At 74.1% G+C, this 24,770-nt stretch carries 25 protein-coding genes and 1 pseudogene; 17 read left to right on the plus strand and 9 right to left on the minus strand.

The genetic code is table 11. The annotated features are described in order from the left end of the window. Positions 1-207 precede the first annotated feature (207 nt). The 5 genes from MFF56_RS10850 to MFF56_RS10870 all read left to right on the plus strand — a co-directional run bounded on the left by MFF56_RS10850 (position 208) and on the right by MFF56_RS10870 (position 4,382). Positions 208-915 (plus strand): L,D-transpeptidase, encoded by a 708-nt coding sequence (locus MFF56_RS10850; RefSeq protein ID WP_066919684.1) that lies wholly within the window; start codon positions 208-210, stop codon positions 913-915. 240 nt (positions 916-1,155) lie between these two features. Continuing rightward, positions 1,156-1,518, plus strand: coding sequence for a hypothetical protein (locus MFF56_RS10855; protein WP_066919682.1), 363 nt, complete (start codon positions 1,156-1,158; stop codon positions 1,516-1,518). Between the two features lie 24 nt (positions 1,519-1,542). Further along, entirely contained in the window at positions 1,543-2,367 is an 825-nt protein-coding gene (locus tag MFF56_RS10860) for a DUF4344 domain-containing metallopeptidase (protein ID WP_066919680.1), read from the plus strand. Positions 2,368-2,838: 471 nt separating this feature from the next. Continuing rightward, positions 2,839-4,005 carry an AraC family transcriptional regulator gene (locus MFF56_RS10865; RefSeq protein ID WP_082772996.1) on the plus strand — a complete coding sequence of 389 codons (1,167 nt, stop codon included), beginning with the start codon at positions 2,839-2,841 and terminating at the stop codon, positions 4,003-4,005. Beyond that, positions 4,002-4,382, plus strand: coding sequence for a GCG_CRPN prefix-to-repeats domain-containing protein (locus tag MFF56_RS10870; RefSeq protein WP_066921516.1), 381 nt, complete (start codon positions 4,002-4,004; stop codon positions 4,380-4,382). The genes MFF56_RS10865 and MFF56_RS10870 overlap by 4 nt, the downstream gene beginning before the upstream one ends. A gap of 85 nt (positions 4,383-4,467) precedes the next feature. Here the strand turns inward: MFF56_RS10870 and MFF56_RS10875 are convergent, their stop codons facing one another. Beyond that, the gene (locus MFF56_RS10875; protein ID WP_066921518.1) at positions 4,468-4,905 is read right to left on the minus strand and encodes a phospholipase A2 family protein; all 438 of its coding nucleotides are present in this window, start codon (positions 4,903-4,905) and stop codon (positions 4,468-4,470) included. A 125-nt stretch (positions 4,906-5,030) separates the two neighbouring features. After that, on the minus strand, positions 5,031-5,429 hold the full coding sequence (locus MFF56_RS10880; protein WP_238230005.1) for a hypothetical protein: 399 nt from the start codon (positions 5,427-5,429) through the stop codon (positions 5,031-5,033). A 427-nt stretch (positions 5,430-5,856) separates the two neighbouring features. On the opposite strand from MFF56_RS10880, the gene MFF56_RS10885 reads away from it, so the two are divergent. After that, positions 5,857-6,360, plus strand: a complete 504-nt coding sequence (locus tag MFF56_RS10885) for a DUF892 family protein (protein WP_066921851.1) — start codon at positions 5,857-5,859, stop codon at positions 6,358-6,360. Positions 6,361-6,475: 115 nt separating this feature from the next. Here MFF56_RS10885 and dsdA read toward each other — a convergent pair whose 3' ends face one another. Then, positions 6,476-7,729, minus strand: coding sequence for a D-serine ammonia-lyase (gene dsdA, locus MFF56_RS10890; protein WP_238230006.1), 1,254 nt, complete (start codon positions 7,727-7,729; stop codon positions 6,476-6,478). A 214-nt stretch (positions 7,730-7,943) separates the two neighbouring features. Here dsdA and MFF56_RS10895 point away from each other — a divergent pair, with 214 nt between their 5' ends. The 9 genes from MFF56_RS10895 (at position 7,944) to MFF56_RS10935 (ending at position 15,699) form a co-directional block, all read left to right on the plus strand. Beyond that, positions 7,944-8,405 (plus strand): (2Fe-2S)-binding protein, encoded by a 462-nt coding sequence (locus MFF56_RS10895; RefSeq protein WP_066921847.1) that lies wholly within the window; start codon positions 7,944-7,946, stop codon positions 8,403-8,405. Positions 8,406-8,416: 11 nt separating this feature from the next. Continuing rightward, positions 8,417-10,612 (plus strand): xanthine dehydrogenase family protein molybdopterin-binding subunit, encoded by a 2,196-nt coding sequence (locus MFF56_RS10900; RefSeq protein WP_238230007.1) that lies wholly within the window; start codon positions 8,417-8,419, stop codon positions 10,610-10,612. A gap of 217 nt (positions 10,613-10,829) precedes the next feature. Then, positions 10,830-11,123, plus strand: coding sequence for a c-type cytochrome (locus tag MFF56_RS10905; RefSeq protein WP_066924592.1), 294 nt, complete (start codon positions 10,830-10,832; stop codon positions 11,121-11,123). 8 nt (positions 11,124-11,131) lie between these two features. After that, positions 11,132-12,388 (plus strand): NAD(P)/FAD-dependent oxidoreductase, encoded by a 1,257-nt coding sequence (locus MFF56_RS10910; RefSeq protein WP_066924606.1) that lies wholly within the window; start codon positions 11,132-11,134, stop codon positions 12,386-12,388. After that, positions 12,385-12,855: a sulfur oxidation c-type cytochrome SoxX gene (gene soxX, locus MFF56_RS10915; RefSeq protein WP_197430662.1), complete on the plus strand. Its 471-nt coding sequence runs from the start codon at positions 12,385-12,387 to the stop codon at positions 12,853-12,855. The genes MFF56_RS10910 and soxX overlap by 4 nt, the downstream gene beginning before the upstream one ends. Next, positions 12,852-13,334: a SoxY-related AACIE arm protein gene (locus MFF56_RS10920; protein WP_066924599.1), complete on the plus strand. Its 483-nt coding sequence runs from the start codon at positions 12,852-12,854 to the stop codon at positions 13,332-13,334. Before soxX ends, MFF56_RS10920 begins: the two co-directional genes overlap by 4 nt. A gap of 6 nt (positions 13,335-13,340) precedes the next feature. Next, positions 13,341-13,661: a thiosulfate oxidation carrier complex protein SoxZ gene (locus MFF56_RS10925; RefSeq protein ID WP_066924600.1), complete on the plus strand. Its 321-nt coding sequence runs from the start codon at positions 13,341-13,343 to the stop codon at positions 13,659-13,661. Between the two features lie 8 nt (positions 13,662-13,669). After that, a complete protein-coding gene (gene soxA, locus MFF56_RS10930) occupies positions 13,670-14,461 on the plus strand; it encodes a sulfur oxidation c-type cytochrome SoxA (protein ID WP_066924602.1) in 792 nt (263 codons plus the stop codon). 182 nt (positions 14,462-14,643) lie between these two features. Further along, the gene (locus MFF56_RS10935; protein ID WP_066924604.1) at positions 14,644-15,699 is read left to right on the plus strand and encodes a substrate-binding domain-containing protein; all 1,056 of its coding nucleotides are present in this window, start codon (positions 14,644-14,646) and stop codon (positions 15,697-15,699) included. 457 nt (positions 15,700-16,156) lie between these two features. On the opposite strand, the gene MFF56_RS10940 is transcribed toward MFF56_RS10935, so the two are convergent. The 5 genes from MFF56_RS10940 to MFF56_RS10960 form a co-directional block, all read right to left on the minus strand. Beyond that, positions 16,157-16,852 (minus strand): VIT1/CCC1 transporter family protein, encoded by a 696-nt coding sequence (locus tag MFF56_RS10940; protein ID WP_066925369.1) that lies wholly within the window; start codon positions 16,850-16,852, stop codon positions 16,157-16,159. Between the two features lie 167 nt (positions 16,853-17,019). Beyond that, the gene (locus MFF56_RS10945; protein WP_156453907.1) at positions 17,020-17,184 is read right to left on the minus strand and encodes a hypothetical protein; all 165 of its coding nucleotides are present in this window, start codon (positions 17,182-17,184) and stop codon (positions 17,020-17,022) included. Further along, the gene (locus tag MFF56_RS10950) at positions 17,181-17,459 is read right to left on the minus strand and encodes a hypothetical protein (protein WP_238230008.1); all 279 of its coding nucleotides are present in this window, start codon (positions 17,457-17,459) and stop codon (positions 17,181-17,183) included. The genes MFF56_RS10945 and MFF56_RS10950 overlap by 4 nt, the downstream gene beginning before the upstream one ends. A 122-nt stretch (positions 17,460-17,581) precedes the next feature. Continuing rightward, a complete protein-coding gene (locus tag MFF56_RS10955) occupies positions 17,582-19,003 on the minus strand; it encodes a HAMP domain-containing sensor histidine kinase (protein WP_373324047.1) in 1,422 nt (473 codons plus the stop codon). Positions 19,004-19,007: 4 nt separating this feature from the next. Further along, entirely contained in the window at positions 19,008-19,685 is a 678-nt protein-coding gene (locus MFF56_RS10960) for a response regulator transcription factor (RefSeq protein ID WP_066919466.1), read from the minus strand. 155 nt (positions 19,686-19,840) lie between these two features. Between MFF56_RS10960 and MFF56_RS10965 the strand changes: the two genes are divergently transcribed. Beyond that, on the plus strand, positions 19,841-21,223 hold the full coding sequence (locus tag MFF56_RS10965) for an efflux RND transporter periplasmic adaptor subunit (RefSeq protein WP_082772887.1): 1,383 nt from the start codon (positions 19,841-19,843) through the stop codon (positions 21,221-21,223). 5 nt (positions 21,224-21,228) lie between these two features. After that, entirely contained in the window at positions 21,229-24,360 is a 3,132-nt protein-coding gene (locus MFF56_RS10970) for an efflux RND transporter permease subunit (protein ID WP_066919464.1), read from the plus strand. A 136-nt stretch (positions 24,361-24,496) separates the two neighbouring features. Here the strand turns inward: MFF56_RS10970 and MFF56_RS10975 are convergent. Continuing rightward, positions 24,497-24,770, minus strand: a pseudogene (locus MFF56_RS10975) (methyl-accepting chemotaxis protein); the annotation flags it as partial.

Raw genomic sequence — 24,770 nt, forward strand, 5'->3', positions numbered from 1 at the left:
GGCCCGAGGGGCGGGCCGCCGCGGCGGGACCGGACGGCGCCCGCAGCCCGGGACGCGCCCGGACGAGTGCGGATGGGCGGCCGGCGGACCGGCGGCGAGTGCCGCACTTGCCTGGAGCGCCGAGGCGCCGCACTCTCAGCTTGACAGCAGGGCCGCCGGGCGTGCGCCGCGGCGCGCGCTGCCGGCCGGGGAACGTTCGGGATCACGATGGCGGATGACGGGAATGCCGAGGTCGGCGCGATGGACGGGACCGCCTCGCCCGGGGCTCGGGCGAGGCGTCTCGACCGCCGCTCGTTTCTGTTCGGCTCGGCCGCCGGTCTCGGCGCCTTGGGGTTGGGCGGCTGCGCGACCACCGACGGCGTGATCCTCGCCGAGGCGACCCGGATCTACGGACCGATGCCGGACGAGAAGTTCCCGATCCCGGCGGTCGATGTCCGCAAGGTCGATCCGAAGTACTATCGCCGGACGGTTCGGTACGAATCGAAGGAAGCGCCGGGGACGATCGTCGTCGATCCGCGCAACTTCTACGTCTACCGCATCGAGGGTGACGGATCCGCTACCCGGTACGGCGCCAACGTCGGCCGCGACGGGTTCCTGTGGAGCGGCGACGCCTATGTCGGCCGCAAGTCCGAATGGGCCACCTGGACACCGCCCAAGGAGATGATCCGGCGTCAGCCCGAGGCCGCCAAGTACGCCCGCGGCATGCCGGGCGGCCTCGACAACCCGCTCGGCGCCCGCACGCTGCATCTCTACCAGAACGGCGCCTACACGCTCTACACGATCTACGCCAGCAGCGAGCCCGAATCGATCGGCAGCGGCATCACCAGCGGCTGCGTCGGATTGCTCAGCCAGGACATGATCCACCTCTACGCGCGGACCCCGGTGAAGACGAAGGTCGTGGTCCTGCCGGCCTAGGGGATCCGGCGAGCCCGACCCGGCGGTCGTCCGTGGCCGGGCGAGCCGGACGGCTCGCGCCGGACGGCTCGCGCCGGACGGCTCGCGCCGGAAGGGCCGTCCTGAAAGAAGCGGGACCGGCCGAGGGCGCATTCGATCAAGCGCGCGTCCGGAGCGGACCTATCCTCCTCCAGGCCACGCGTCTCCGTCCGACGCGGAGGCCGCAGGTCGGAGGCTCTCATGACGACTGGATCTCGGAACATGTCCCGGATCGCCCTCGGCGCGATCGCGGCCCTGTGCTGCCTGTCGGTCCGGGCGCAGCCGCTCGTCGTGCAGGTGAACCCGCGCGGACCGACGACCGGCGAGATCGAGGTCGGAGGTACCCCGGTCGCCGTGGCGACCCTGTTCGAGGTGGGGCCGCGCTACACCGCCGCGAACGGGTTCGGCCGCCGGGTCGGGATCGGCAGCCCCGTCCCGGACTGGATCGAGATGGGCCTCTTCCGCAACCAGTCGGTGCCGAGCCTCGATCCGTCGGGCTACTACGGCTACTTCATCTCGCCCGACGACAAGGCCGTGGTGGTGGATCTCGATTCGCGCCGGGTCGTGCGCGTCCTGTCCCACTGAGACCCGGGGTCCGGAGGCCGCCGGATGCGGTGGGCTCTCGGCCTTGCGGCAGGCTTGGCCCTCGCCGCCGCCCTCCCGGCCTGGGCGGCCCGCCCCGGGGGCGCGGCGATCCGCATCGCCTATCAGCGCCCCGCGCAGGCTGAGACGCGCGCGATCTACCGTGACCTCAAGGCGCGCCGCGTGCTGGAAGGCCTGCGGACGATCGTCAGGGGGGTGCGCCTGCCCTACGCCCTGACGCTGCGCCTGTCGGCCTGCGGCGGCGAGCCCGATGCGTGGTACGCGCCCGAGAACCGGACCATCACGGTCTGCTACGAATATGTCCGGGAGGTGCGGGAGACCGCCGCCAGGAGCGCGTCCGCGTCCGGGGCGCCCCGGCACGGCGCGATCTTCGGCCCCGTGGCGCAGGTCTTCCTCCACGAACTCGGGCATGCCCTCTACGATCTCCTCGCCGTGCCGGTGCTCGGCCGGGAGGAGGACGCGGCCGACCAGTTCGCGGCCCTCGTCCTGCTCGAACTGCCGCCCGGGCAGGCTCGGCACGCGATCGACGGCATAGCCCAGCTCATGCGCAGCCAGGCCGCCGAGGAGACGCCCGATCGGGAGACGCTCGCCGACGACCACAGCCTGACCGCCCAGCGCCTCTACAACCTGCTCTGCCTCGCCTACGGCGCCGACCGCGGGACCTTCGGCTACCTCGTGGACGACGGCACCCTGCCCAGGGGGCGCGCCGCGCAATGCGGGGCCGAGTACGACCTCGCGGCATCCGCCCTGCAGACGCTCTTCCGCCGCCACCTGCACGACGGCCGGATGGGTCGCGCCCGCATCCGGCGCGCCTTCCGGTGGATGTTCTGATACCGTTTCCGGTTGATGGGTTCGGTCTAGCGCATCGTCCCGGAACGAAGCGCGGGTCCCCTCTCCCATAGGGAGAGGGACAGGGTGAGGCGTATGAGGCTTCCGAAAGAGGCGGGGGCCTGAACGCGCGTCGATGGCGTGCTCAGTCCTGTCAGGTCATACCCCTCACCCCAACCCTCTCCCTATGGGAGAGGGGGCGCGGCGCGGTTCACCGCATGCGGCCGAACCCATCGACCGGAGGCCGCATGAGGCGATGGGCAGGCCGAGGGCCCTTCCGCGCGTCGGAGACGGGGCGACGGGCCCGGTGCAAGCGAAGTCGTGCTCGTCGATCTGCTTCGATCAAATGTAGGATCTATAATCCAGAGGCAAGCTGCTCGCTCCATGTGCGGTTGGACATTGATCCATCGCAATGTAGAGATCCCGCAGGTCCCCTGAAGTCGCCCGGCCCGCACGCGGAATGGGACTTCTATAATGGTCGATCGACTTGCCCCGGCGCGCGAAGACAGTCGGGATCTCCTCGGCGCGTTCCGGCTGCGCGAGGCGGTCCAGCCTCTCACCGGCCGCGGCGGCGTCGGTGGCCTCCGCGGCGTCCCGGGCGCGACCTGTGCGGTGCTCTCGGACCACGGCGCGGATCCCGCTCGCCTGCTCCGCGAGGCGGGCCTCGACCCCGCAACGGTCCGGGACGACGGGCCACCGATCCCGAGCGCCCTGCTCGGACGATTGCTCCAGCTGGGCGCGCGCCGCATCCGATGCGGCCATCTCGGCCTGCTCGTGGGACAGCGCATCGGGCTCGCCGAACTCGGCCCGAGCAGGGGACTGGTCCGGAACGCGGACACGGTCGGCGAGGCGCTGCACGTGCTGGAGACTCGGCCCTGGGCCTGGTCATGCGGCTTCGCGGTCAGGCTCTGCGTCGAGGCCGACCTGGCGCTGCTCCACTATTTTCCCTGCGAGCCCGGCGCGACGGCGGTCGGCCTCCAGGCGGAGGGGGCGCTCGCCACGGTCGTCAACGTCGTGCGCGTGCTGTGCGGCCCCCGCTGGTCGCCCTCGGAGCTCCTGCTGCCGCGGGCGCCGCCGGACCAGACGGACGCCTACTGGCACTTCTTCCGCGCACCCGTCCGGTTCGACCAGGAATGGGCGGCCCTCGCCTTCCCGGCGCGCCTCCTGGCGCAGCCGGTCGCGGGCGCGGACCGGATCGCCCGGCGGATGGCGGAGCCGCGCATCCGGGAGGCCGCGGCCCCGCTCCCGGTCTCGCAGCAGCTGCGGCGGCTGCTCCGCGCGGAGTTCATCCCGAACCCGTGGTCCGGCAAGGCCGTCGCCCGGCATCTCGCGGTGCATCGGCGCACCCTCAGCCGCCGCCTGAGGGCCGAGGGCACGAGCTTCCGCTCGGTCTCCGCGCAGATCCGGTTCGAGACCGCCAAGCAGCTCCTGGCCGACACCAACATGTCGCTGGCGCAGATCTCGGCCTGCCTGGGATTCTCCGAGGCGGCCGCCTTCACGCACGCGTTCCGACGCTGGTCCGGCACGACGCCGAGCGTCTGGAGAGAGGCGAGCCGCCCCCCGGAGGCAGCGGCACCCGGATCCGGTCGAGGATCGTCGAACGACGTCACCGCGACGGAGAGAACGAGGAGGTCCCAATGACGACGACACGGGTGATCCCGCTCGCAGCCCTCACGCTGGCCGCGCTCATCGGCCTGAATAGCCCCGACGCGGGCGGACTCGGCATTCCGGCGGCACAGGCGGCCGGCGGGTGCGGGCCCGGCTTCCACCGGGGCCCCTACGGCGCCTGCCGCCCGAACGCCTACGTCGCGCCGGGCGTCTACGGTCCCCGGGGCGGGGCGGTCTACGGATACCGCGGGGGCGCCCGGTACGGATATCGGGGCGGCGCCGTGTACCGGGGCGGCGTCTACCGGGGTGGCGCCGTCTACCGGGGCGGCCGGGTCTATGGCGGCCGGGCCGTCCACGCGGGGCGGGCCGGCGGATACAGGGGCGGCTACAGGGGCGGCTTCCGGCGCTGAGCGCGCCGCCCGCCCCGCATGTCCCCGCGTGCGAGCCGCGCCCGCCCGAGCGGCCGGGCGCGGCTCCCGCCGCCGGGGACGCACCCTAGTAGGCGCGATGGACCGGCCGATAGGACGGGGCCGCGGGCGCGCCGTAGCGTACCGGGACCGGCCCTGCGGCCGGGATCCGGACCGCCGCCGGCATGTTCGGGTCGAAGGGCAGGAGGGCGGCCCCGGCGGCGATGAAGCCCGCCAGCGCCCGGACGTCGTCCGGTTGCCGCGGATCGCGGGAGATGCGGTCCGTCTCCCACGCGAGCCGCAGGTTGCAGGCCCGGGACGGCAGGGCGCCGGTGGGCGTGCAGGCGTCGTGGCGGGCGCAGGCGGCGTCGAGGGCGTCGACGGGCGGCCACGGCGCGTTGTTGCCGACGCCGCAGTAATTGCCGTGGATCAGCGCCGCGGGCTGCTGCAGGCCGGACGGCTGCGCCAGCGCGGGCGCGCAGAGGCAGGGTGCGAGGAGGAGGGGTGCGACGTTCCGGAGGGCCATGGCGTGACCGAACCCGTTCTGTGGCCCGTCGGCCGGGCGGGCCGCTCGGACCGCCGGCTCAGGCCGGATGATCGGGGGCCGGGGCCTTCACGCCTCGGCCCTGTCGCAGGCGCGTCCGCGGGGTGTCAGTACGCGCGGCAGATGCCCGCATAGGCATCGTAGGTGGCGTAGGGCCCGCAGCGTCCGTAGGTGGCGCCGTAGCCGGCAGCGGCCGCGGCCCCGACGGCGGCCGCGCCCAGGCCGTAGCCGTAGGGACGCACGCCGTATCCGTAGCGGCCGTATCCGTAACCGTATCGGCCGTAGCGGCCCACCGCCCCGTAGCGGCCGACCCCGCCGTAGCGGCCGACCCCGCCGTAGCGGCCCCGATAGCCCCCCGCTACCGCGCCGCGGTAGCCGTGGATGCCGCCGCCCCGGACGCCGCCGGCGCGGAAGCCTGTCCCGCCATAGAAGCCGCGCGCTTCGGCCATCGCGCCGCCCACGAGCAGGGCGGCGCAGGCCAAAGACGCGATCCGCAATGTTCTCATGAGGGTGTCTCCGGGCTGGAAGAGGAGGACCTGCCGACGGGACCAGGACCGCGTCCCGAGCGAGGCGCGAGGCCGCCTGCCCTCTCGGAGGTCCCCTGCCCGCTCGCAAGCCGTCGGCCGCACGGTAGCGCCGAGCTGCCGACCCCGCTTGATCCGGGGGGACGCGCGGCCCGGTCGCGGGGCGCACGGCCCCCGCCGCGGCCGATGTCTCGCCCGATCAAGCAGAGGATCGTCCCGGACGCATAATCCACCCTCCGCTTCGCTGCGGCATCGATCGCGGCGTCACGGTGTGCGGCGCAGTCCGCGCATCGCGGCGGCCGACGGCAGGCCGCCTCCGGTCCGGCCAGGGAACGGGCCGAGGGCGCGAAGCGGTCTCGGCATTCGAGGGATGCCTTCGTCCGAAACGACACAGCGTGAGGAGACGGCCATGCCGGTCAAGACACCGAGGGAGCTTTTCGTGCGCATGCTGAGCGATGCGCGGCATCACGCGGAACGCGCGACGAAGATCTACGAGGAGCTGGGCCAGGTCGCGCACGACCCGGCCATCCAGGAGGCCCTGCAGTCCCGCGCCTTCATCCAGGACAAGACGATCAAGTCGCTCGACCGCTGCTTCGAGCTGATCGGCGAGAAGCCGCTCACGGTCAACGGGCGGTTGCAGGAAGTCTTCCTCGAGGATTTCCGGCGCGAGCTGGCCGAGATCCAGGCCCCGGCGGCCAAGGCCCTGTTCATCCTGGTCAAGGCGAACCACCTGATGCACCTGCGCATCGCCGAATACGTGGCCCTCGTGGCCATGGCCGACGTGAGCGGCCATTTCGGCGTCGGCGTCCTCTTGGAAAGCTGCCTCGCGGACAAGCTGGCCTTCACCGAACGGACCCGCCGCCTGATCCGGCGCACGATCGAGAGCAAGCACGCCGTCAAGCTCGCCGCCTGACCACGCCGTGCCGCGGATCCGGGGTGGCGGCGGGCGCCCGGGCGGCGCCCGCCGCGCGTCAGCCGCGCGCCAGCGCGTCAGCCGCGCGCCAGCGCGTTAGCCGCGCGCCAGCGCGTTAGCCGCGCGCCAGCGCGGCCGCGAACTCGGCGTCCGGCAGGTGGGCGCCGCCCGTCGTCCAGACCACGTGCGTGGCGCGGGTCCGGTCCCTTCCGTCCGCCTCGGCGACGAACGGGCCGACGGCGGCGAAGCCCGCGGCCGCGGAGGGTTCGAGGCGCAGCCCCGCCCGGTCCCAGAGATCCTTCACCCAGGCGAAGAGCGCGTCGTCGGTCACCGTCACGATCGCCTCGACGAGCGCGCCGACGGTCCGCGCCACCAGCATGGAGGCGCCCGCCACGGCCAGGCCGTCGGCCGCGGTGCGGTTGTCGAGGCCGACGTCGTAGACGCTGACGGGCCGCTCGAGCCCTGCGGCGAGCTGCACCAGCATGCAGGGCGCGGCCACCGGCTCGACGAAGACCGGCCGCACCGCGTCGCCGAACAGGAGTTTCAGCCCGAAGGCCACGCCGCCCGGCGCCCCGCCCACGCCGCAGGGCAGGTAGACGAACAGGGGATGCTCAGCATCGACCGCGATCCCGGCCTGCCCGAGCTGGCGCGCCAGGTCGCGCGCCGCCGCGGCGTAGCCGAGGAACAGGGCGAGAGAGTTCTCGTCATCGACGAAATGCGCGTCGTTGCGGTCGCGGAAGGCGCTCCGCGCCGCCGAGACCGCGCGGCCGTAATCGCCCGCATGCTCGACGACCCGCGCGCCGAGCGCGCGCAGGCGCCGCTTCTTCCACGCCTTCGCGTCGTGCGACATGTGCACCTCGACCGCGAAGCCAAGCGCCCGCGCCGCCACGCCGACGCTGAAGCCGAGGTTGCCCGTGCTGCCGACCGCGACGGTGTGCCGGGCGAAGAGGTCGCGGAAGGGGCCCGTGGCGAAGGCCGCGTAGGACGCCCCATCCGTCAGCAGACCCGCCTCTTCGGCGAGCCGCTCGGCGTAGGCCAGCACCTCGTAGACGCCCCCGCGCGCCTTGATGCAGCCGGTGACCGGCAGGTCGTGGTCCGCCTTGACCCAGACCGTGCCCGGCGCGCCGCCGAGCACGCGGGCGGCGACATCGGGCGCGAGCGGCGCGAGGGCCGAATCGATCCGCCCGTCCGCGAGCCCCGCGAAGAGCCGGGCGAGCAGCGGCGCGAAGCGGTGCCAGCGCGCCTCCGCGTCCCGCAGGTCGGCCTCGGTGAGGGCGAGGCCGGGCAGGACCGCCGCGCTGGGGCGCCGGTGCGGGTTGAGCCAGACGGTCGGCTCCGCCCGCAGGACGGCGGCCGGCAGCGCGTGCATGGGCGGGCGCGTCTCCATCGTTCCGGAACCCTTCACCCCATCCTCGCAGCTCGGCCGTGCCTCGGGCGGACGTTCGTGCGCGCGAGTGCCCCCGCCCCGCGGAGCATCGGCCTCTGCGCGGATGTGCCCCGCGATCGCCCGGTGTCGCCCCTTGAGATGCGGCCTCGTGTGGCGATACGGTATACATTACGCCTGTTCCAGAGAGAGGGGTTCGATGGCGCGTCTCACCGTCAACGGCGTCGTGCGCGAGGTCGATGCCGAGCCCGACACCCCGCTCCTCTGGGTGATCCGCGAGCAGATCGGGCTGACCGGCACCAAATACGGCTGCGGCATCGCCCAGTGCGGCGCCTGCACGGTGCACGTCGACGGCGCGGCGGTGCGGGCCTGCTCGCTGCCGCTCTCGGCCATCGAGACGGGGCAGAAGATCGTGACGATCGAGGGGCTCGCGCCGGGGATGGACCATCCGGTCCAGCAGGCCTGGGCCGAACTCGACGTGCCGCAATGCGGCTTCTGCCAGCCCGGGATGATCATGGCCTCGGCGGCCTTGCTGGCGCAGACCCCGCGCCCGAGCGAGGAGCAGATCCGGGCCGAGATCACCAACATCTGCCGCTGCGGCACCTACAACCGCGTGCTCGCGGGCATCAAGCTCGCCGCCGAGCGCGGCCAGTCCGGCTGAGGGGAGAAGCGATGCGCATCGACCGGAAGGCCCCTTCGCGGGCCCCCCGCCCCTCCCGCCGCGCCCTGCTGGCCGGCGCCGGGATCTTCAGCCTCGGCTTCCACATCCCGTTCCTGGCGCGGGCCGCGACCCGCGACGGGGCGCCCGCCGCGCCGGAGGTGAACGCCTGGGTGGTGGTCAAGCCCGACGAGACGGTGGTGATCCGCGTCGCCCGCTCGGAGATGGGCCAGGGCACGCTCACCGGCCTCGCCCAGCTCGTCGCCGAGGAGCTCGACTGCGACTGGGCCCGCGTCACCACCGAGTATCCGAGCCCGGGCCAGAACCTCGCGCGCAAGCGCGTCTGGGGCGACTACTCGACCGGCGGCAGCCGCGGCATCCGCGATTCGCACGAGTACGTGCGCAAGGGGGGCGCCGCCGCCCGCGCCATGCTGGTGGCGGCCGCGGCGAAAGGCTGGGGCGTCCCGGCCGCCGAGTGCCGCACGGAGCGGGGCACGATCACGCATGCCGCCTCCGGCCGCAGCACCACCTACGGCGCGGTGGCGGGCGAGGCCGCGACGATCGAGCCGCCGAAGGACGTGGCGCTGAAGGACCCGCGGGACTGGACCATCGCGGGCAAGCCGCTGAAGCGGCTCGACACGCTGCCGAAGCTCGACGGCAGCCAGGTCTACGGGATCGACCTGAAGCTCCCGGGCCTCCTCAACGCGGCGATCCGCGACTGCCCGGTGACCGGGGGCGGCGTGAAGAGCTTCGAGGCGGCGGCCGTGACGGGCATGCCGGGCGTCAAGCGCGTCGTGCAGGTCGGCGACAGCGCGGTCGCGGTGGTGGCAGACACGTTCTGGCGCGCCAAGACCGCGCTCGACGCGCTGCCGATCGTCTGGGACGAGGGCCCGAACGCCAAGGTTTCGAGCGAGAGCATCGCCGCGGTGCTGCGCGAGGGCCTCGACGCCGAGCAGGCCTTCGTCGGCAACCGGGCCGGCGACGTGGCGGGCGCGCTGAAGGGCGCCGCCAAGGTGGTGGAGGCCGTCTACGGCGTGCCGTTCCAGAACCACGCCACGATGGAGCCGATGAACGCCACCGCGCTCTGGACGCCGGAGCGCTGCGAGGTCTGGACCCCGACCCAGAACGGCGAGGCGGCGCTCGCCGCGACCGCCGACGCAGCCGGCCTGCCGGCCACGTCCTGCGAGGTCTACAAGATCCATCTCGGCGGCGGCTTCGGTCGCCGGGGCGCCACGCACGACTGGGTGCGGCAGGCGGTGCTGATCGCCCGGGAGATGCCCGGCACGCCGGTCAAGCTGATCTGGACCCGCGAGGAGGACATGACGCACGGCCGGTACCACCCGGTCACGCAGTGCCGCATGCGCGCCGCGCTGGACACGGAGGGCAACCTCACCGGCCTGCACATGCGCATCTCCGGCCAATCGATCCTGGCCTCGGTCGCGCCCCAGCGCATGGTCGAGGGGCGCGATCCCGTCACCTTCCAGGGGCTCAACCCGGGCGGCCCGGAGGCGGCGATCGGCTACACGATCCCGAACATCCTCGTCGATCACGCCATGCGCAACCCGCACATCCTGCCGGGCTTCTGGCGGGGCGTGAACCTGAACCCGAACGCCATCTACCTCGAATGCTTCATGGACGAGCTGGCCCACGCGACGGGCCAGGATCCGCTGGCCTTCCGGCTGAAGCTGATGGGCAACCACCCGAAGCACCGCGCCGTGCTGGAGGCGGTGGCGGAGAGGATCGGCTGGGACCGCAAGCCGCCGGAGGGGGTGTTCCGCGGCATCTGCCAGACGATGGGCTTCGGCAGCTACGTGGCGGGCGCGGCCGAGGTCTCGGTCTCGGACGCGGGCGAGCTGAAGATCCACCGCATCGTCGCGGCGACCGACCCGGGCCACGCGGTCAACCCGCAGCAGATCGACGCGCAGGTGGCGGGCTCCTTCGTGTACGGCCTCTCGGCGGCGCTCTACGGCGCCTGCACGGTGAAGGACGGGCGCATCGAGCAGACGAACTTCGACAGCTATCCGGTGATGCGGATGGACGCGATGCCGGCGGTCGAGACCATCCTGATGCCCTCCGGCGGCTTCTGGGGCGGCGTCGGCGAGCCGACCATCGCGGTGGCGGCCCCGGCGGTGCTCAACGCGGTCTTCGCCGCGACCGGCAAGCGCGTGCGGCACTTGCCGCTGAAGGACACGGACCTGCGCCGGGCATGAGGTCACGACCGGCCGCGCCGAATCCGACGGACGACGCGCGGCCTTTTCCCGGACGCCTGGAACGGAGTGGAAGGTGATCCGGGATCCAGACGATGACGTGCCGCGAAGCGGCTCGATCTCCAGCACCGGTGCAGAATCAGGACGCTTCGCGACTTGCATCGGCTGGGTCCCGGATCACCCTCCGCTGGCGCTCCGGGCGTCCGGGAAAGCGGCGGTGATGTCGAGACGGTACAGCCCGTTCCTGCTCGCCCTCGCGCTCGCCTGCGGGACGGCCGCGCGCGCGGCGGAGCTGCGCCCGCCGCCCGGGGCTTCCTCCTGCACCGGCTGCCACGCGCAAGGCGCCGCGATGGGCGCGCTCGAGGGACGGAGCGAGGCCGAGATCGTGGCGGCGCTCGCCGCCTTCCGGTCGGGCGAGCGGCCGGCCACCATCATGAACCGCATCGCCCGGGGGTTCGACGCGGACGAGAGCCGGGCCATCGCCGCCTGGTTCGCGGCCCGAGGATCGCACTGATGCGCGCGATGCCGCACGGGCCGACACGCCGCGCCCTCCTCGGCGGGGCTGCCGCCGCGACGCTCGCCTGCCCGGCCCTCGGCGGCACGCGTCCCCGCGTCGTGGTCGTCGGCGCCGGGTTCGGCGGCGCCACGGCGGCGCGCTGGCTGGCGGCGGGCGGCGTCGACACGACCCTCGTGGAGGCGTCGCCGAACTACGTCGCCTGCCCGCGCAGCAACGAGGTCGTCGCGGGCCTGCGCGGGATCGAGGCGCAGACGCTCGGTTACGACGCGCTCGGCCGCGCCGGGCTCACCTTCGTGCACGGTACGGCGCGCGCGGTCGATGCGGGCGCGCGCCGCGTGAGCCTCGGCGACGGGACCGCCCTGCCCTACGACCGTCTGATCCTGTCGCCGGGCATCGATCTCCGGTTCGATGCCGTGCCGGGCTACGATGCGGCGGCCGCCGAGGCCATGCCGCACGCCTGGAAGGCCGGCGCGCAGACCGTGCTGCTCGCCCGCCAACTCGCCGCCATGCCGGAAGGCGGCACGGTGGTACTCTCGGCGCCCGCCAACCCCTATCGCTGCCCGCCCGGCCCCTACGAGCGCGCCAGCCTGATCGCGCATTTCCTCAAGGCCCGGAAGCCGCGCGCCAAGCTCATCCTGCTCGACGCCAAGGACACCTTCTCCAAGCAGAAGCTGTTCGAGGCGGCCTGGGCCAGGCTCTACCGGGACGTGCTCGAAGTCGTGCCGCTCGCCGGAGGCGGGCAGGTCAGCGAGGTCGATCCGGCGGCGATGGTCGTGCGCACCGACTTCGCCGAGATCAAGGCGGACGTCGCCTGCATCATCCCGCCCCAGCGCGCGGGCCGCATCGCCGCGCAGGCGGGTTGCGCCGACCGCAGCGGCTGGTGCCCGATCGACCCGGTGAGCTTCGAGTCCCGCCTCGTGCCGGGCATCCACGTGATCGGCGACGCGGCCATCGCCGGGGCGATGCCGAAGTCGGCCTTCTCGGCCAACGCGCAAGGCAAGGTCTGCGCGCAGGCGGTGATCGACCTGCTGGCCGGCCGCGAGCCGGAGACCCCGCGCCTCATCAACACCTGCTACAGCCTCGTGGCGCCCGACGACGGCATCTCGATCGCGGGCGTGTTCCGCCCGACCGACGGGCAGCTCGCGGACGTGCCGGGCGCGGGCGGGATCAGCCCCCTCGACGCCCCGGACGCGGTGCGCCGCCAGGAGGCGGCCTACGGCGAGAGCTGGTACCGGACGATCACCCGGGAGGTGTTCGGGTGAGGCGGGGCCGCCGGGCCGCCCTCCTCCCGGCCGTGCTGGCCTTCGCGCTCGGCCCGGCGCGGGCCGAGGAGGGCCTGGTCCCCTACGCGGTCGTCGGCGACGCGATCCCCGAGCCCCTGGCGGGCTTGGCCGGCGACCCGGCCCGCGGCCGGGCCATCGTGGCCGACCGCACCCGCGGGCTCTGCCTGCTCTGCCATGCCGGGCCCTTCCCGGAGGAGCGCTTCCAGGGCAACCTCGCCCCGGATCTCGCGGGCGTCGGCGCCCGCCGGAGCCCGGCGCAGCTGCGCCTGCGGCTCGTGGATGGGCGGGCGTTGAACCCGGACACCATCATGCCATCCTATTACAGCCTGTCGGGCCTCGCCCGCGTGGGCCGGGCGTGGCGGGGCCGCCCGATCCTGAGCGCGGGCGAGATCGAGGACGTCGTCGCCTTCCTGGCGACCCTGCGCGAGCCCGAGGGGAGACCATGAGGACGATGAAGCCGGGACGGAGCGGGACCGTCGATCGGCGCCGGGTGCTCGCGGGCACGGCCGGGAGCGTGCTGGCGCTCGCCCTGCGGCCGGCCGCGGCGGCGCAGCCGCGCACCGAGACGACCGAATCGGCGATCCGCCGCTTCGCGGGCGACAACCCGATCCGGCCGGGCCGCGTCAGCCTCGACCTGCCGCCGCTCGTGGAGAACGGCAACACGGTGCCGCTCTCCATCTCCGTCGAGAGCCCGATGACGCAGGCGGACCATGTCCGCCGCATCGGCGTGTTCAACGAGCGGAACCCGCAGCCCAACGTCGTCACGCTCCATCTGCGGCCCGGCGCCGGCCGCGCCCAGGTCGCGACGCGCATCCGGCTCGCCGACACGCAGCGCATCACCGCGATCGCCGAGATGAGCGACGGCACCTACTGGTCGGCGAGTGCCGACGCGATCGTCACGCTCGCCGCCTGCCTGGAGGGCTGACCCCGCATGGCCCGCACCCTGATCAACCTGCCCAAGACCGCCAGGGCCGGCGACGTGATCACGATCAAGACGCTGATCTCGCACCCGATGGAGACGGGCTTCCGCCCCGGCGCGGACGGCCGCATCCTGCCGCGCAACATCGTCACGGAGTTCGTCTGCCGCTTCGAGGGCGAGGAGATCTTCCGGGCCGAGCTGTTCCCGGCCTCGGCGGCCAACCCCTACCTCACCTTCACCTGGGTCGCGACGGCGAGCGGGCGCTTCACCTTCACGTGGCGCGGCGACGACGGCTTCGACCAGACCGAGTCCGCGCCGATCGCGGTGGCCTGAGCCCCGCCGTGCCGCGCCGCCCTGGCCTCCCGCCGCCGGCCGCGGTCCTGGCGCTGCTGCTCGTCGGCGCTCCGGCCGGTGCCGAGCCGATCGCGCCGGCCGACCGGCGCTCCGGCTTCGACCAGATGGGCCCCGAGATCCAGGCCATGCAGCGGGACGAGACCGCCAATCCCGGCATGCTCGCGGTCGCGGACGGGGCCGAGCTCTGGGCGACGCCGCCGGCCCCCGGCCGGCAGCCCTGTGCCGGCTGCCACGGGGAGGCCGCCGTCGGCATGCGCGGCGTGGCGGCGCGCTACCCCGCCTGGGACGCGCGGACCGGGCGGCCGATCGATCTTCAGGACCGGGTCAACGCGTGCCGGCGCACGCACCAGGGCGCGGATCCCCTCGCCTACGAGAGCCCCGACCTGCTGGCGCTGACGGCCTTCGTCGCCGCCCAGTCCCGCGGGATGCCGATCGCCCCGCCCGACGATCCCCGGCTCGGCGCCGCGCGGGCCGAGGGCCGCGCGCTGTTCGAGGCGCGCCAGGGCCAGCTCGGCCTCTCCTGCGCGATCTGCCACGACGACCACTGGGGCCGCCGCCTCGGCGCGGCCGTGATCCCGCAGGGGCAGCCGACCGGCTACCCGCTCTACCGCCTCGAATGGCAGGGGATGGGCTCGCTGCAGCGGCGCCTGCGCAACTGCCTCACCGGGATGCGGGCCGAGCCCTTCGCGTACGGGGCGCCGGACTACGTCGCCCTCGAACTCTACCTCGCGACGCGCGCCGCGCCGCTGCCGCTGGAGACGCCGGCCGTGCGCCCCTGACCGGGCGGCGCCGGAGCCGGGCTTCGGACCCGGGCCCGATTGCAACGCGACCGGGAAGGGCTCTAGGAGATGGCCCGGCGCGGGCGTCCGCGGCGGGCCGACCGCTTGACGGGCACGGGACGGCGGTTCGGCTCGGGCAGGCCCGCCCGGATGCGGCCCCGCCCGGCGCGGGAGATCTGGCCGTGGAGAAGACCGACGAGCGTGCGGAACCGAGGCGGGGCGGAGACGCGGGAGCCCCGTCGGTGGTGCTCGGTCTCGGTGGGACCGTGCGGATCGGCCGGAACGCCATCCCGGTCTCGGACCTGAAGATCGTCTTCGAGGCGATCGGGCGTGCGCGCTCGGTCCAGGGCCTGGCCGACGCGCTCGGCCTCTCCTACCGGGCGGCCTGGGCGCGCCTGCAGGCCTACGAGGCGGCGCTCGGCAGGCCGCTGGTGCACAAGACCCGCGGCCACGGCACGGAGCTGACCGCCTTCGGCAGCGCGCTGGCCGAGGCCGTCTCCGCCGCCGCGGAGGGCCTGGAGGCCGGGTTCGGGCGCGAGACCCGCGTCCTCGAGCATCGCCTGCGCAGCCTCCTCGGCGACGGCGCCGGAGGCCTGGCGCTCGCCGCGAGCCACGATCCGCTCCTCGTCGAGGTGCTGAGCGGGCGCGCGGACATCGAGGTCTCGGTGATGGGCAGCCACGCGGCGGTGACGCGCCTCCTCGACGGGCAGGTCGATGCGGCGGGCTTCCATTGCGGGGCCCTGGCGCCGGAGGCGGCGGGCGCGCCGTTCTCCGCCGTCAACGCGAGCGCCGGGCTCGTGGCGCACCCGCTGTTCGAGCGCGAGCAGGGCCTGTTGCTCGCGCCCGGAAACCCGCTCGGCATCCGCTCGGTCGCCGACCTCGCCGCCGGCGAGGCCCGCTACGTCAACCGCCAGAAGGGCTCGGGCACGCGGCAATGGTTCGATCGCCTGCTGGACGAGGCCGGGCTGTCCCCGGGCGCGATCCGGGGCTACGGCGTCGAGGAGTTCACCCATCAGGCGGTGGCCGCGACCATCGCCTGCGGTGCGGCCGATGCGGGCCTGGGCGTGCGCGCGGCGGCCGAGAGGCTCGGCCTGTTCTTCCTGTCGGTGGGCTGGGAGACCTACTATCTCGCCGCCAGCCGCTCGCTCGACGCGCCGGCCCTCGACGCGCTGATCGCCGCGGTGAAGGCCCAGGTCGCCCGGACGCCCGGCTATCGCGGGGTCGCCCCCGCCCCCTAGATTCTCGCCCGGCGGCCTGGATCTTTTGTGGATCCCTGCCGCGGATGCGCCCGCGATCCTGGGCGAGTCTCATACAGTCGCCGGTCGATGGGTTCGGCCGCGTGAGGTGAACTGCGCCGTGCCCCCTCTCCCATAGGGCAGGGCGATCGCATATGGCGTGGGTCGTCTCCGAGATCGCCACTGGAACCGCGCCGCGCCCCCTCTCCCATAGGGAGAGGGTTGGGGTGAGGGGTATGACGCCTCAGGACGGAGCACGCCATCGACGCGCGTTCAGGTCGAGCCCTGTTCGGACGCCTCATACCCCTCACCCTGTCCCTCTCCCTATGGGAGAGGGGACCCACGCCTGACCGGGGCTAGGCTCGCTCGGCATATGCGATCGCCCTCCCCTATGGGAGAGGGGACCCAAGCTGCATCCTGAGAGGATCCGCAAAACCGAACGCTTCAACCGGATCCCGTATCACACCGCCTTGCCGACGAGCCCCCCGATGCCGGCGGTGACCGCCATGGCGAGCGCCCCCCAGAAGGCCACCCGCGCCGTCGCCCGGGCGACACCCGCGCCGCCGGCCCGCGCGCCGAGAGCCCCGAGGATCGCGAGGAAGACCAGCGAGGCCGTCGAGACCGTGTAGACCGCGAGGTCGGCGCGCGTGAGCGCCGCCACGGCCAGCGGCAGGGCGGCCCCAGCCGAGAAGGTGGCGGCCGAGGTGAGCGCCGCCTGGACCGGGCGCGCCGCCGTGATCTCCGAGATCCCGAGCTCGTCCCGGGCGTGGGCGCCGAGCGCGTCCCGGGCCATGAGCTGGTCGGCGACCTGCAGGGCGAGCGCATGGTCGAGGCCGCGCGCGACGTAGATGCCGGCCAACTCCTCCCGTTCCGCCGCGGGATCGTCGGCGAGTTCCCGGCGCTCGCGGGCGAGGTCGGCTTGCTCGGTGTCGGCCTGCGAACTCACCGAGACGTACTCGCCCGCCGCCATCGACATGGCGCCCGCCACGAGGCCGGCGCAGCCCGCAACCAGGATCTCGCCGGTTCCGGCCGAGGAGGCCGCGACGCCCACGATCAGGCTCGCGGTCGAGACGAGGCCGTCGTTGGCGCCGAGCACGGCGGCGCGGAGCCAGCCGATCCGGTCGATGAGGTGCCTCTCGGCGTGCGGGGCGCGCATGGTCGTCGCTCTCTCCGGGGAAGGGTCGGGTGCGGTCTTGGATCGCCTCGCGGACCATTCGGATCGCGCCGCCGACCATACGGCACCGGCCGCGGCCGCGGCATTCGCCGGGAGCGGCGGCACGCCCCAGCTCCGTCCAGGGCCCCTTCCGCCTGCCCCGGCCCGCGTCAGCCTCGCCACCACGCGGTGGCGAGGCCGGCCACGAGGGCCGCGAGCCCGACGCTCTCGCCGACGCGCTCGAAGCCCGCCGCCGACAGCGTCGCGCAGGTGCCGGCCAGCACGAGGACGATGCAGAGAACGAGGAGCCGGTCGAGCAGCCCGTGCAGGGTCATGGGCTGTCGCGAACCTCCGCGGTGCCGCCGCCGGCCGGCGGCCGCGGGAGGATGCGCAGGCCCCTGGCGCTGAGGTGCCACAGCCCCGCGGTCTCGCGTCCGACGCGGGAGGGCGGTCTCGGCCTGACCAGCCCGCGCTCGAGCAGCGAGCGGATGGTGCGCATCTCCCATGGCTTCAGCGTGAGGAGCGGCCCGTCGCGATCCAGCCGGCACAGCATCGCCCGCTGCCCGGGGGTGAGGGCACGCCAGAGCGCCAATCGTTCGCGACCGTCCATCTCAGAATTAGAATTACTATAAAGAATTCTCCGCCGACAAGCCCGCACGTCGCCCGAGCGATCCCTGCGCCTCGATCGTCCCGCTGCCTCGGCCGCTCGGGGCGGAAGCTGCGTCAGCGCCCTCAGGCCTCCGGCCCGGCGGCCCGCGACGGCATCGGATCCGCGGGCTCGGCCTGCGCGCGGCGCCGCGCCGCCTCGTCCCGCAGGGGGGCGGTGATCGCGAAGCGGGCGCCGCCCTCGGCGGATGCCTCCGCCTCGACCGAGAAGCCGTGCAGCGCGGCGATCGCCGCGACGAGGCCGAGGCCGAGGCCGTTGCCCGGGGTCTGGCGGGCCCGCTCCGCCCGGTAGAAGCGTCGGAACACCTGATCGCGCTCGCCCGGGAGAAGGCCCGGCCCCGTGTCATCGACGGAGACGACGGCGTGCATGCCCGATCGCGCCAGGCCGACCCGCACGGCTCCGCCGGGCGGGGTGAACTTCACGGCGTTCTCGACGAGGTTCGACAGCGCCTCGAAGAGCAGGTCGCGGTCCCCGTCCACGGGCGGCAGGCCCGCCTCCACCGCGGCGCGGAGGAGGACCGCCTTGTCCTCGGCGATCGGCTCGAAGAACTCCGCGACCTCGCGGACCACCTGCGCGAGGTCCACCGGCGCGAAGCCCGCGGAGCGCCGCCCGTGCTCGATCTCGCCGATGCGCAGCACCGCGGTGACCATGGCGAGCGTCTGGTCGATCCAGGCGAGGCCCTGGTCGATCGCGGCGCGGAATTCCGCCACGCTGCCCGCGTGATCGCGGGTCCGTTCCAGCCGCGCCCTGAGCCGGGTCAGCGGCGTGCGCAGATCGTGCGCCACCGCGTCGCCGACGCTGCGCACCTCGCCCAGCAGGCGCTCGATCTCGTCGAGCATCCGGTTGACGTTGCCGGCCAGCCGGTCGAACTCGTCCCCGTGGCGCCCCACCGGCAGGCGCCGGCCGAGGTCGCCCCGCATCACCTGCGCCACCGCCGCCTCGGTGGCGGCGAGCCGGCGGCGCGCGCGGCCGGCGAGCAGCAGGCCGCCCAAGCCGGAGAGCACAAGGGTCGGCACCAGCCCGAGGCCGAGGGCGCGCAGGCTCCGGGTCCGCACCCGGTCGATCTCGTCGGCGTCGTGGGCGACCACCACGGTGCTGCCGTCGGCGAGCGCCAGGGCGGCGGCCCAGATCTCGTCGTCGAGCCGGTGCCCGGCGATGTCCACCCGCGCACCGACCCGGTAGGCCTCGCCGTCCCGCGCCAGATCCGGCGGGACCGCGTCGAGATTGCCCGAGCGGCGCCCCCCGTCCGGACCGAACAGGCCGCCGTAATGCGTCGCGTGCAGGTCCATGGCGACCCAGGTGTCCACGCGCGCGGCCGCGCCCGCCGGGTCGGCCGCGGCGGCGCGCACCTCCAGGCGCAGGGTCTCGGCCAGCTCCTCCCTGAGGAAGGCCGCGGTCTGCCAGTAGACGAAGGCGAAGGTCGCCAGCGCGAGCAGGACGGACCACAGCGCGATGCCGAGCGCCCAGCGCGCGGTGGTGGAGCGCATGAGGTCAGTCATCGGGCATGAGGGTGAAGCCGACGCCGCGCGTGCTGTGGATCAGGGGCGGCTCGCCCTCCGCCTCCAGTTTCCGGCGCAAGCGGCCGAGATGGACGTCGATGAGGTTCGATTTCGGCGTGAACCGGTAGTTCCACACCTCCTCGAACAGCAGGGCCCGGGTCACGACCTGCCCGGGGCGCCGCATCAGGTATTCGAGCAGCTTGAGTTCGCGCGGTAGCAGCGCGAGGTCGCGCGTTCCCCGCCGGCCCGTGCCGGCGATCAGGTCGAGTTCCAGGCTGCCGACCCGCAGGATCGTCTCGCGGGTGTCGGCCGGACGGCGCAGCAGCGCCTCGATCCGGGCGGCGAGTTCGGCGAGCACGAAGGGCTTGGTGAGGTAGTCGTCGCCCCCCGCCCGCAGGCCGCGGATGCGTTCGTCCACCGTGCCGAGCGCGCTGAGCACCAGGGCCGGCGTGCGGTCCCCCTCCCGCCGCAGCGCCTGAAGCAGGCCGAGCCCGTCGCCGCCCGGGAGCATGCGGTCGAGGATGAGCGCGTCCCAGGTCGCCGCGCGCATCCGCGCCGCGCCGTCCGGGGCAGTCTCCGCCCAGCCGACGACGTGCCCGCGCTCGCGCAGGTCGGCGAGCACCTCCCCGGCGGTCTCGGCATCGTCCTCGATCAGAAGGAGCCTCGCCACGTCCCCGTCCCGCTGCCTCCGCCTGCCCGGATGTCCTGTCACGGAACAACGCCGCCGTCGCGGGCGGGGCCGGAGCGTGAACGCGAATTTAATGGCGGCTCCGGGCCCTCGGCCTAGATGTTGGAATATCTCTAATCTGGAAACGTGGAGCGGTCGTGCTGCTGGCCGTGGAGACTGTCGCGCGCGTCGCGGACGAGGCCGAGCGGTGCCCCGAGCGGTCCGATGCCGGGCACCGGGTCTCGCCGGATCCGTCGCGCCGGAGGCCACGGGGCGGCCCGCCCGTCCGCGGCCTGGTCCTGCTCGCGCTCGCCTGCGCCCTCGGCGCGGTCGCCTGGTGGGACAGGGACGCCTGGGAACCCAGTCTCGGGCCGGTGCTCGTCCGGCTCGGGCTCGGCGCATCGCGCGCCGACGAGGCGGCGGCATCCGACGATCGGGCCGCGCCCGACGCGCCCGCCGAGGCCGACCCGAACCGCGTCATCCTCGACGCGGCGGGCCAGAAGCGCCTGGGGCTCGCCTTCGGCCGGGCAGAGACCCGGCGGATCGTCCTGCCGGTGCGCGCGCCCGGCACGGTCGCCTTCGACGAGCGGCGCGTCACCCATCTGAAGCCGCGCACGCCGGGGCGCGTCCTCAGCCTCGCGGTCCAGCCGGGCGATCCGGTGCGGGCCGGGCAGACGCTGGCCACCCTCGACGCCGCGGGTCTCCTCGACGCGCGCAACGGCCTCGCGGAGGCCCGGGCCAGCCTCGCCGAGGCGCGGGCCGCCGAGCAGGTCGCGGAGACGAACCTGAAGCGGGGCCAGGACCTGCTGAAGTTCGGCGGCGTCGCCCAGGCGGAGGTCGACCGGCGCCAGGTCGAGCGCGCCCGGGCGCGCGCCGCCACGCTCTCGGCCGAGGCAAAGGTCGAGCTCTACACGGCGCAGTACGAGCGCCTCGCGCCGGAGCCCGGGGCGGCGCCGGGCACGGTCGCCCTCGTCTCGCCGATCGACGGCGTCGTCACGAGCGCGTCCGTGACGCTCGGCGAGATGGTCGATACCGGCCGCGACGCCTTCACGGTGGCCGATCCGGCGCAGATCCTCGTGCTGGCCAACCTCTACGGGCGCGACATCGCCGCCGTGCGGGCGGGCGATGCCGCCCGCGTGCGGGCGCCCGTGCCGGACCATCCGGAGTTCGCGGGCCGGGTGCGCTCCGTGAACGCGGCCGTCGATCCCGTCAGCAACACGGCGCCCGCCCGGATCGAGATCGCCAACCCGGCGGGCGCCCTGCGGGCCAACATGTTCGTCTCCGTCGCGATCGAGGCCGACCTCGGGCGCACGGGCGTGACGATCCCGGCGGCCGCCGTGCAGCAGACGGAGGGCGGCCCCGTCGCCTTCGTGCGCGCGGGCGAGGACCGGTTCGAGAAGCGCGCGCTCACGCTCGGCGTGCAGCGGGCCGACTGGGTCGAGGTGGCGGACGGCGTCGCCCCCGGCGAGCAGGTGGTGACGGAGGGCAGCTTCGGCCTCAAGGCCGTCCTGCTGCGCGCCCTCCTCGGCTCGACGGACTAGAGCCGATGCGGACATGGTTCGCCCTCCTGATCCGCCGCCGCTGGCTCGTCCTCGTGGTCGCGCTCGCGGGCGCCGCGGGCGGCCTCGTCAACCTCCAGGGCCTGTCCATCGACGCGGTGCCCGACATCTCGCCCAAGCAGGTGATGATCCTGACCCTCTCGCCGGGCCTCGGGCCCCTGGAGGTCGAGCGCCTGGTCAGCTTCCCCGTCGAGAGCGCCATGGCGGGGGCGCCGGGCCTCACGGGCATCCGCTCGACCTCGCGCTACGGCGTCTCGGCGGTCTACGTCACCTTCGAGGACGGCGTGGCCCTCACGGAGGCGCGGGCCCAGGTCTTCCAGCGCCTGCCCCAGGCCAGGGCGATGATGCCGGCCGGTGTCGGCGAGCCGCAGATGGGGCCGATGGCGACGGGGCTCGGCGAGATCTACCAGTTCGAGCTGCGCGGGCCGGCCTACGCGCCGATGGAGCTGAAGCGGATCCTGCAATGGACCATCGCGCCGCGCCTCAAGCTGACGCCCGGCATCGCCGACGTGAACATCTACGGCGGCCAGCTCCCGACCTACGAGGTGCAGGTCTCCGCCGAGAGCCTGCACCGCTACGGCGTGACCCTCGGCCAGGTCTACGCGGCGCTGGCCGAGAACAACATGGCGCGCGGCGGCGCCTACATCGAGCACAACGACCAGCAGGAGGTGATCCGCGGCCTCGGCCTCGCGCGCGGCCCCGCCGACATCGCCGAGATCGTGGTGGCGACCCATCCCGGCGGCATCCCGGTCACGGTGGCGAGCCTCGGCGCGGTGGTGGAGGCGCCCAAGGTCCGGCTCGGGGCGGTGAGCCGCGACGCGGCCGGCGAGACCGTCGTGGGCATCGCCATGATGCAGCAGGGGGAGAACGCGAGCGCGGTCGTGGAGCGGGTGAAGGCCACGATCGCCGAACTCGGCCCGCAGCTCCCGCCGGGCGTGGCGATCGTGCCCTACTACGACCGTTCCGCCCTGGTGGAGCGGACGATCCGCACGGTCGCGCACAACCTGCTGGAGGGCGCGGTGCTGGTCGTGGCCGTGCTGCTCCTGCTCCTCGGCAACCTGCGCGCCGGCCTCGTCGTCGCGGCGGCGATCCCGCTCTCGATGCTGATCGCCTTCGCGGGCATGCGGCTCTTCGGCCTCTCGGGCAACCTGATGAGCCTGGGCGCGATCGATTTCGGCCTGATCGTCGACGGCGCGGTGGTGATGGTCGAGAACGTGCTGCGCGCCCGCGGCGAGCGGCCGGGCGAGCCTCCCCACGCGGTGATCCGCGACGCGACCGCGGAGGTCGCCAGGCCCGTCCTGTTCGCGGTGGCGATCATCATCCTGGTCTACCTGCCGGTGCTCGCCCTCGAAGGGGTGGCCGGCAAGATGTTCCGGCCGATGGCGCTCACCGTCATCCTGGCGCTCGCCGGATCGCTCGCGCTGACCATGACGCTGATCCCGGCGCTCGCCGCGCTCGTCCTCTCCGGCCCCGGCGTGGGTGAGCGCGAGACGCGCCTGGTCCTCGGGATGCGGGCCGCCTACAGGCCGGTGCTGCGGCTCGCCGAGCGGCGGGCCGGCGCCACGATCCTCCTCACGCTCGCCCTGTTCGGAGGAAGCTGCTGGCTAGCCACGCGCCTCGGGGGCGAGTTCCTGCCCCGGCTCTCCGAGGGCTCGCTCGTTGTCACCTCGGAGAAGCTGCCCGGCATCAACCTCGACGCCTCGCTGGAGGTCGTCCGGCGGATCGAGGCGGTGCTCCGGTCCTTTCCCGAGGTGAAGCGGGTCGTCTCGCTCACCGGCAGCGCCGAGATCCCGACGGATCCGATGGGCGTCGAATCGACCGACAGCTTCATCACCCTCGCCGACCCCGCGACCTGGACGACCGCCGGCACGCAGGAGGCGCTCGTCGCCGCCTTCGACCGGCGCCTGCGCGAGGAGGTGCCGGGCGTGGCCTACGCCTTCTCGCAGCCGATCCAGATGCGCATGGACGACCTCCTGGAGGGGGTGCGCGGCGACGTGGCGATCAGCCTCTACGGCGACGATCTCGGCATCCTGAAGGAGAAGGCCGAGGCGATCGTGCGCGCGGTCTCGGCCGTGCCGGGCGCGGCGGACGTGAAGGCCGAGGCGCAGGCCGGGATGCCGGCCCTGTCGATCCGGGTCGATCGCGCGGCGGCCGCCCGCTACGGCATCACCGCCGCCGACGTCCTCGACACCGTCGAGGCGATCGGCGGCCGCACCGCCGGGATGGTCTATCGCGACGACAACGCCATCACCGACATCGTGGTGCGCCTCGCCGCGGCGGACCGCGGCGACCTCGAGCATATCCGCGCCCTGCCCGTGGGGCGCAGCGGCCGCGCCCTCGTCCCGCTGTCGCTCGTCGCCTCCGTCGAGGTCGCCGCCGGCCCGGCCCAGATCAGCCGCGAGCGCCTGCAGCGGCGCATCTCGGTCCAGGCCAACGTGCGCGGGCGCGACGTGCAGAGCTTCGTCGCGGAGGCGCGGGAGGCCGTGCGGCGCCAGGTCGGCCTGCCGCCCCGCTACGCCCTGCGGTGGAGCGGCCAGTTCCAGAACCTCGAGGAGGCGACCGCCCGCCTCTCCGTGGTGGTGCCGGCCGCGATGGCGGCCATCCTGGTGCTCCTCGTCGTGATGTTCGCCGACATCCGCCTCGCGGGGCTGATCTTCCTCAACGTGCCGGTGGCGGCGACCGGCGGCATCCTCGCCCTCTACCTGCGCGACCTGCCCTTCTCGGTCTCGGCGGCGATCGGCTTCATCGCCACCTTCGGCATCGCGGTGCTGAACGGCGTGGTGCTGACGAGCTACATCCGCGAGCTCGAGCGCGCGGGGCTCGCACCGGAGGCGGCCGCGACGCGCGCCGCCGAGATGCGCCTGCGCCCGGTGATGACGACCGCCCTCGTCGCGACGCTGGGCTTCCTGCCGATGGCGCTCTCGACCAGCGCCGGCGCCGAGGTCCAGCGCCCGCTCGCCACCGTGGTGATCGGCGGCCTGATCACGGCGACGCTTCTCACGCTCGTGGTGCTGCCGGCGGTCTATCCCATCGTCTCTCGGTTCCGCCCTCCCTCGGTCGGCGCATCCCGCGCGGGCGGGCCGGCGCGTTCGGACCGGACGATCGGGTCCGATGCCTAGAGCCGTTCCCGATCGCGTTGCGATCGGGAACGGCTCTAACCTCTTGTCTTGACGCGCTCTCTTGCGCCGAACCGGCGTCCACTTCGGCGCAAGAGCGCTCCAGGGTCCGCTCCGTCGAAGCGCGGACCCGCGGACCTCAGGCCGCGCGCACGCCGGCCAGGAAACGGCCGACCTCCGCGGCGAGGTGCTCGGACTGGCGCGACAGCTCGGAGGCGGCGGCGAGCACCTGGGAGGCGGCAGCGCCCGTCTCCTCGGCCGCCCCCGCCACCCCCGCGATGTTCACCGTCACCGCGCCGGTTCCCGTCGAGGCCTGCGAGACGTTGCGCACGATCTCCTGGGTCGCCGCGCCCTGCTCCTCCACCGCCGCCGCGATCGAGGTCGCCACGCCCGAGATCTCGCGGATCCGGCCC

The organism is Methylobacterium hispanicum, assembly GCF_022179285.1.
GTDB lineage: Bacteria > Pseudomonadota > Alphaproteobacteria > Rhizobiales > Beijerinckiaceae > Methylobacterium > Methylobacterium hispanicum.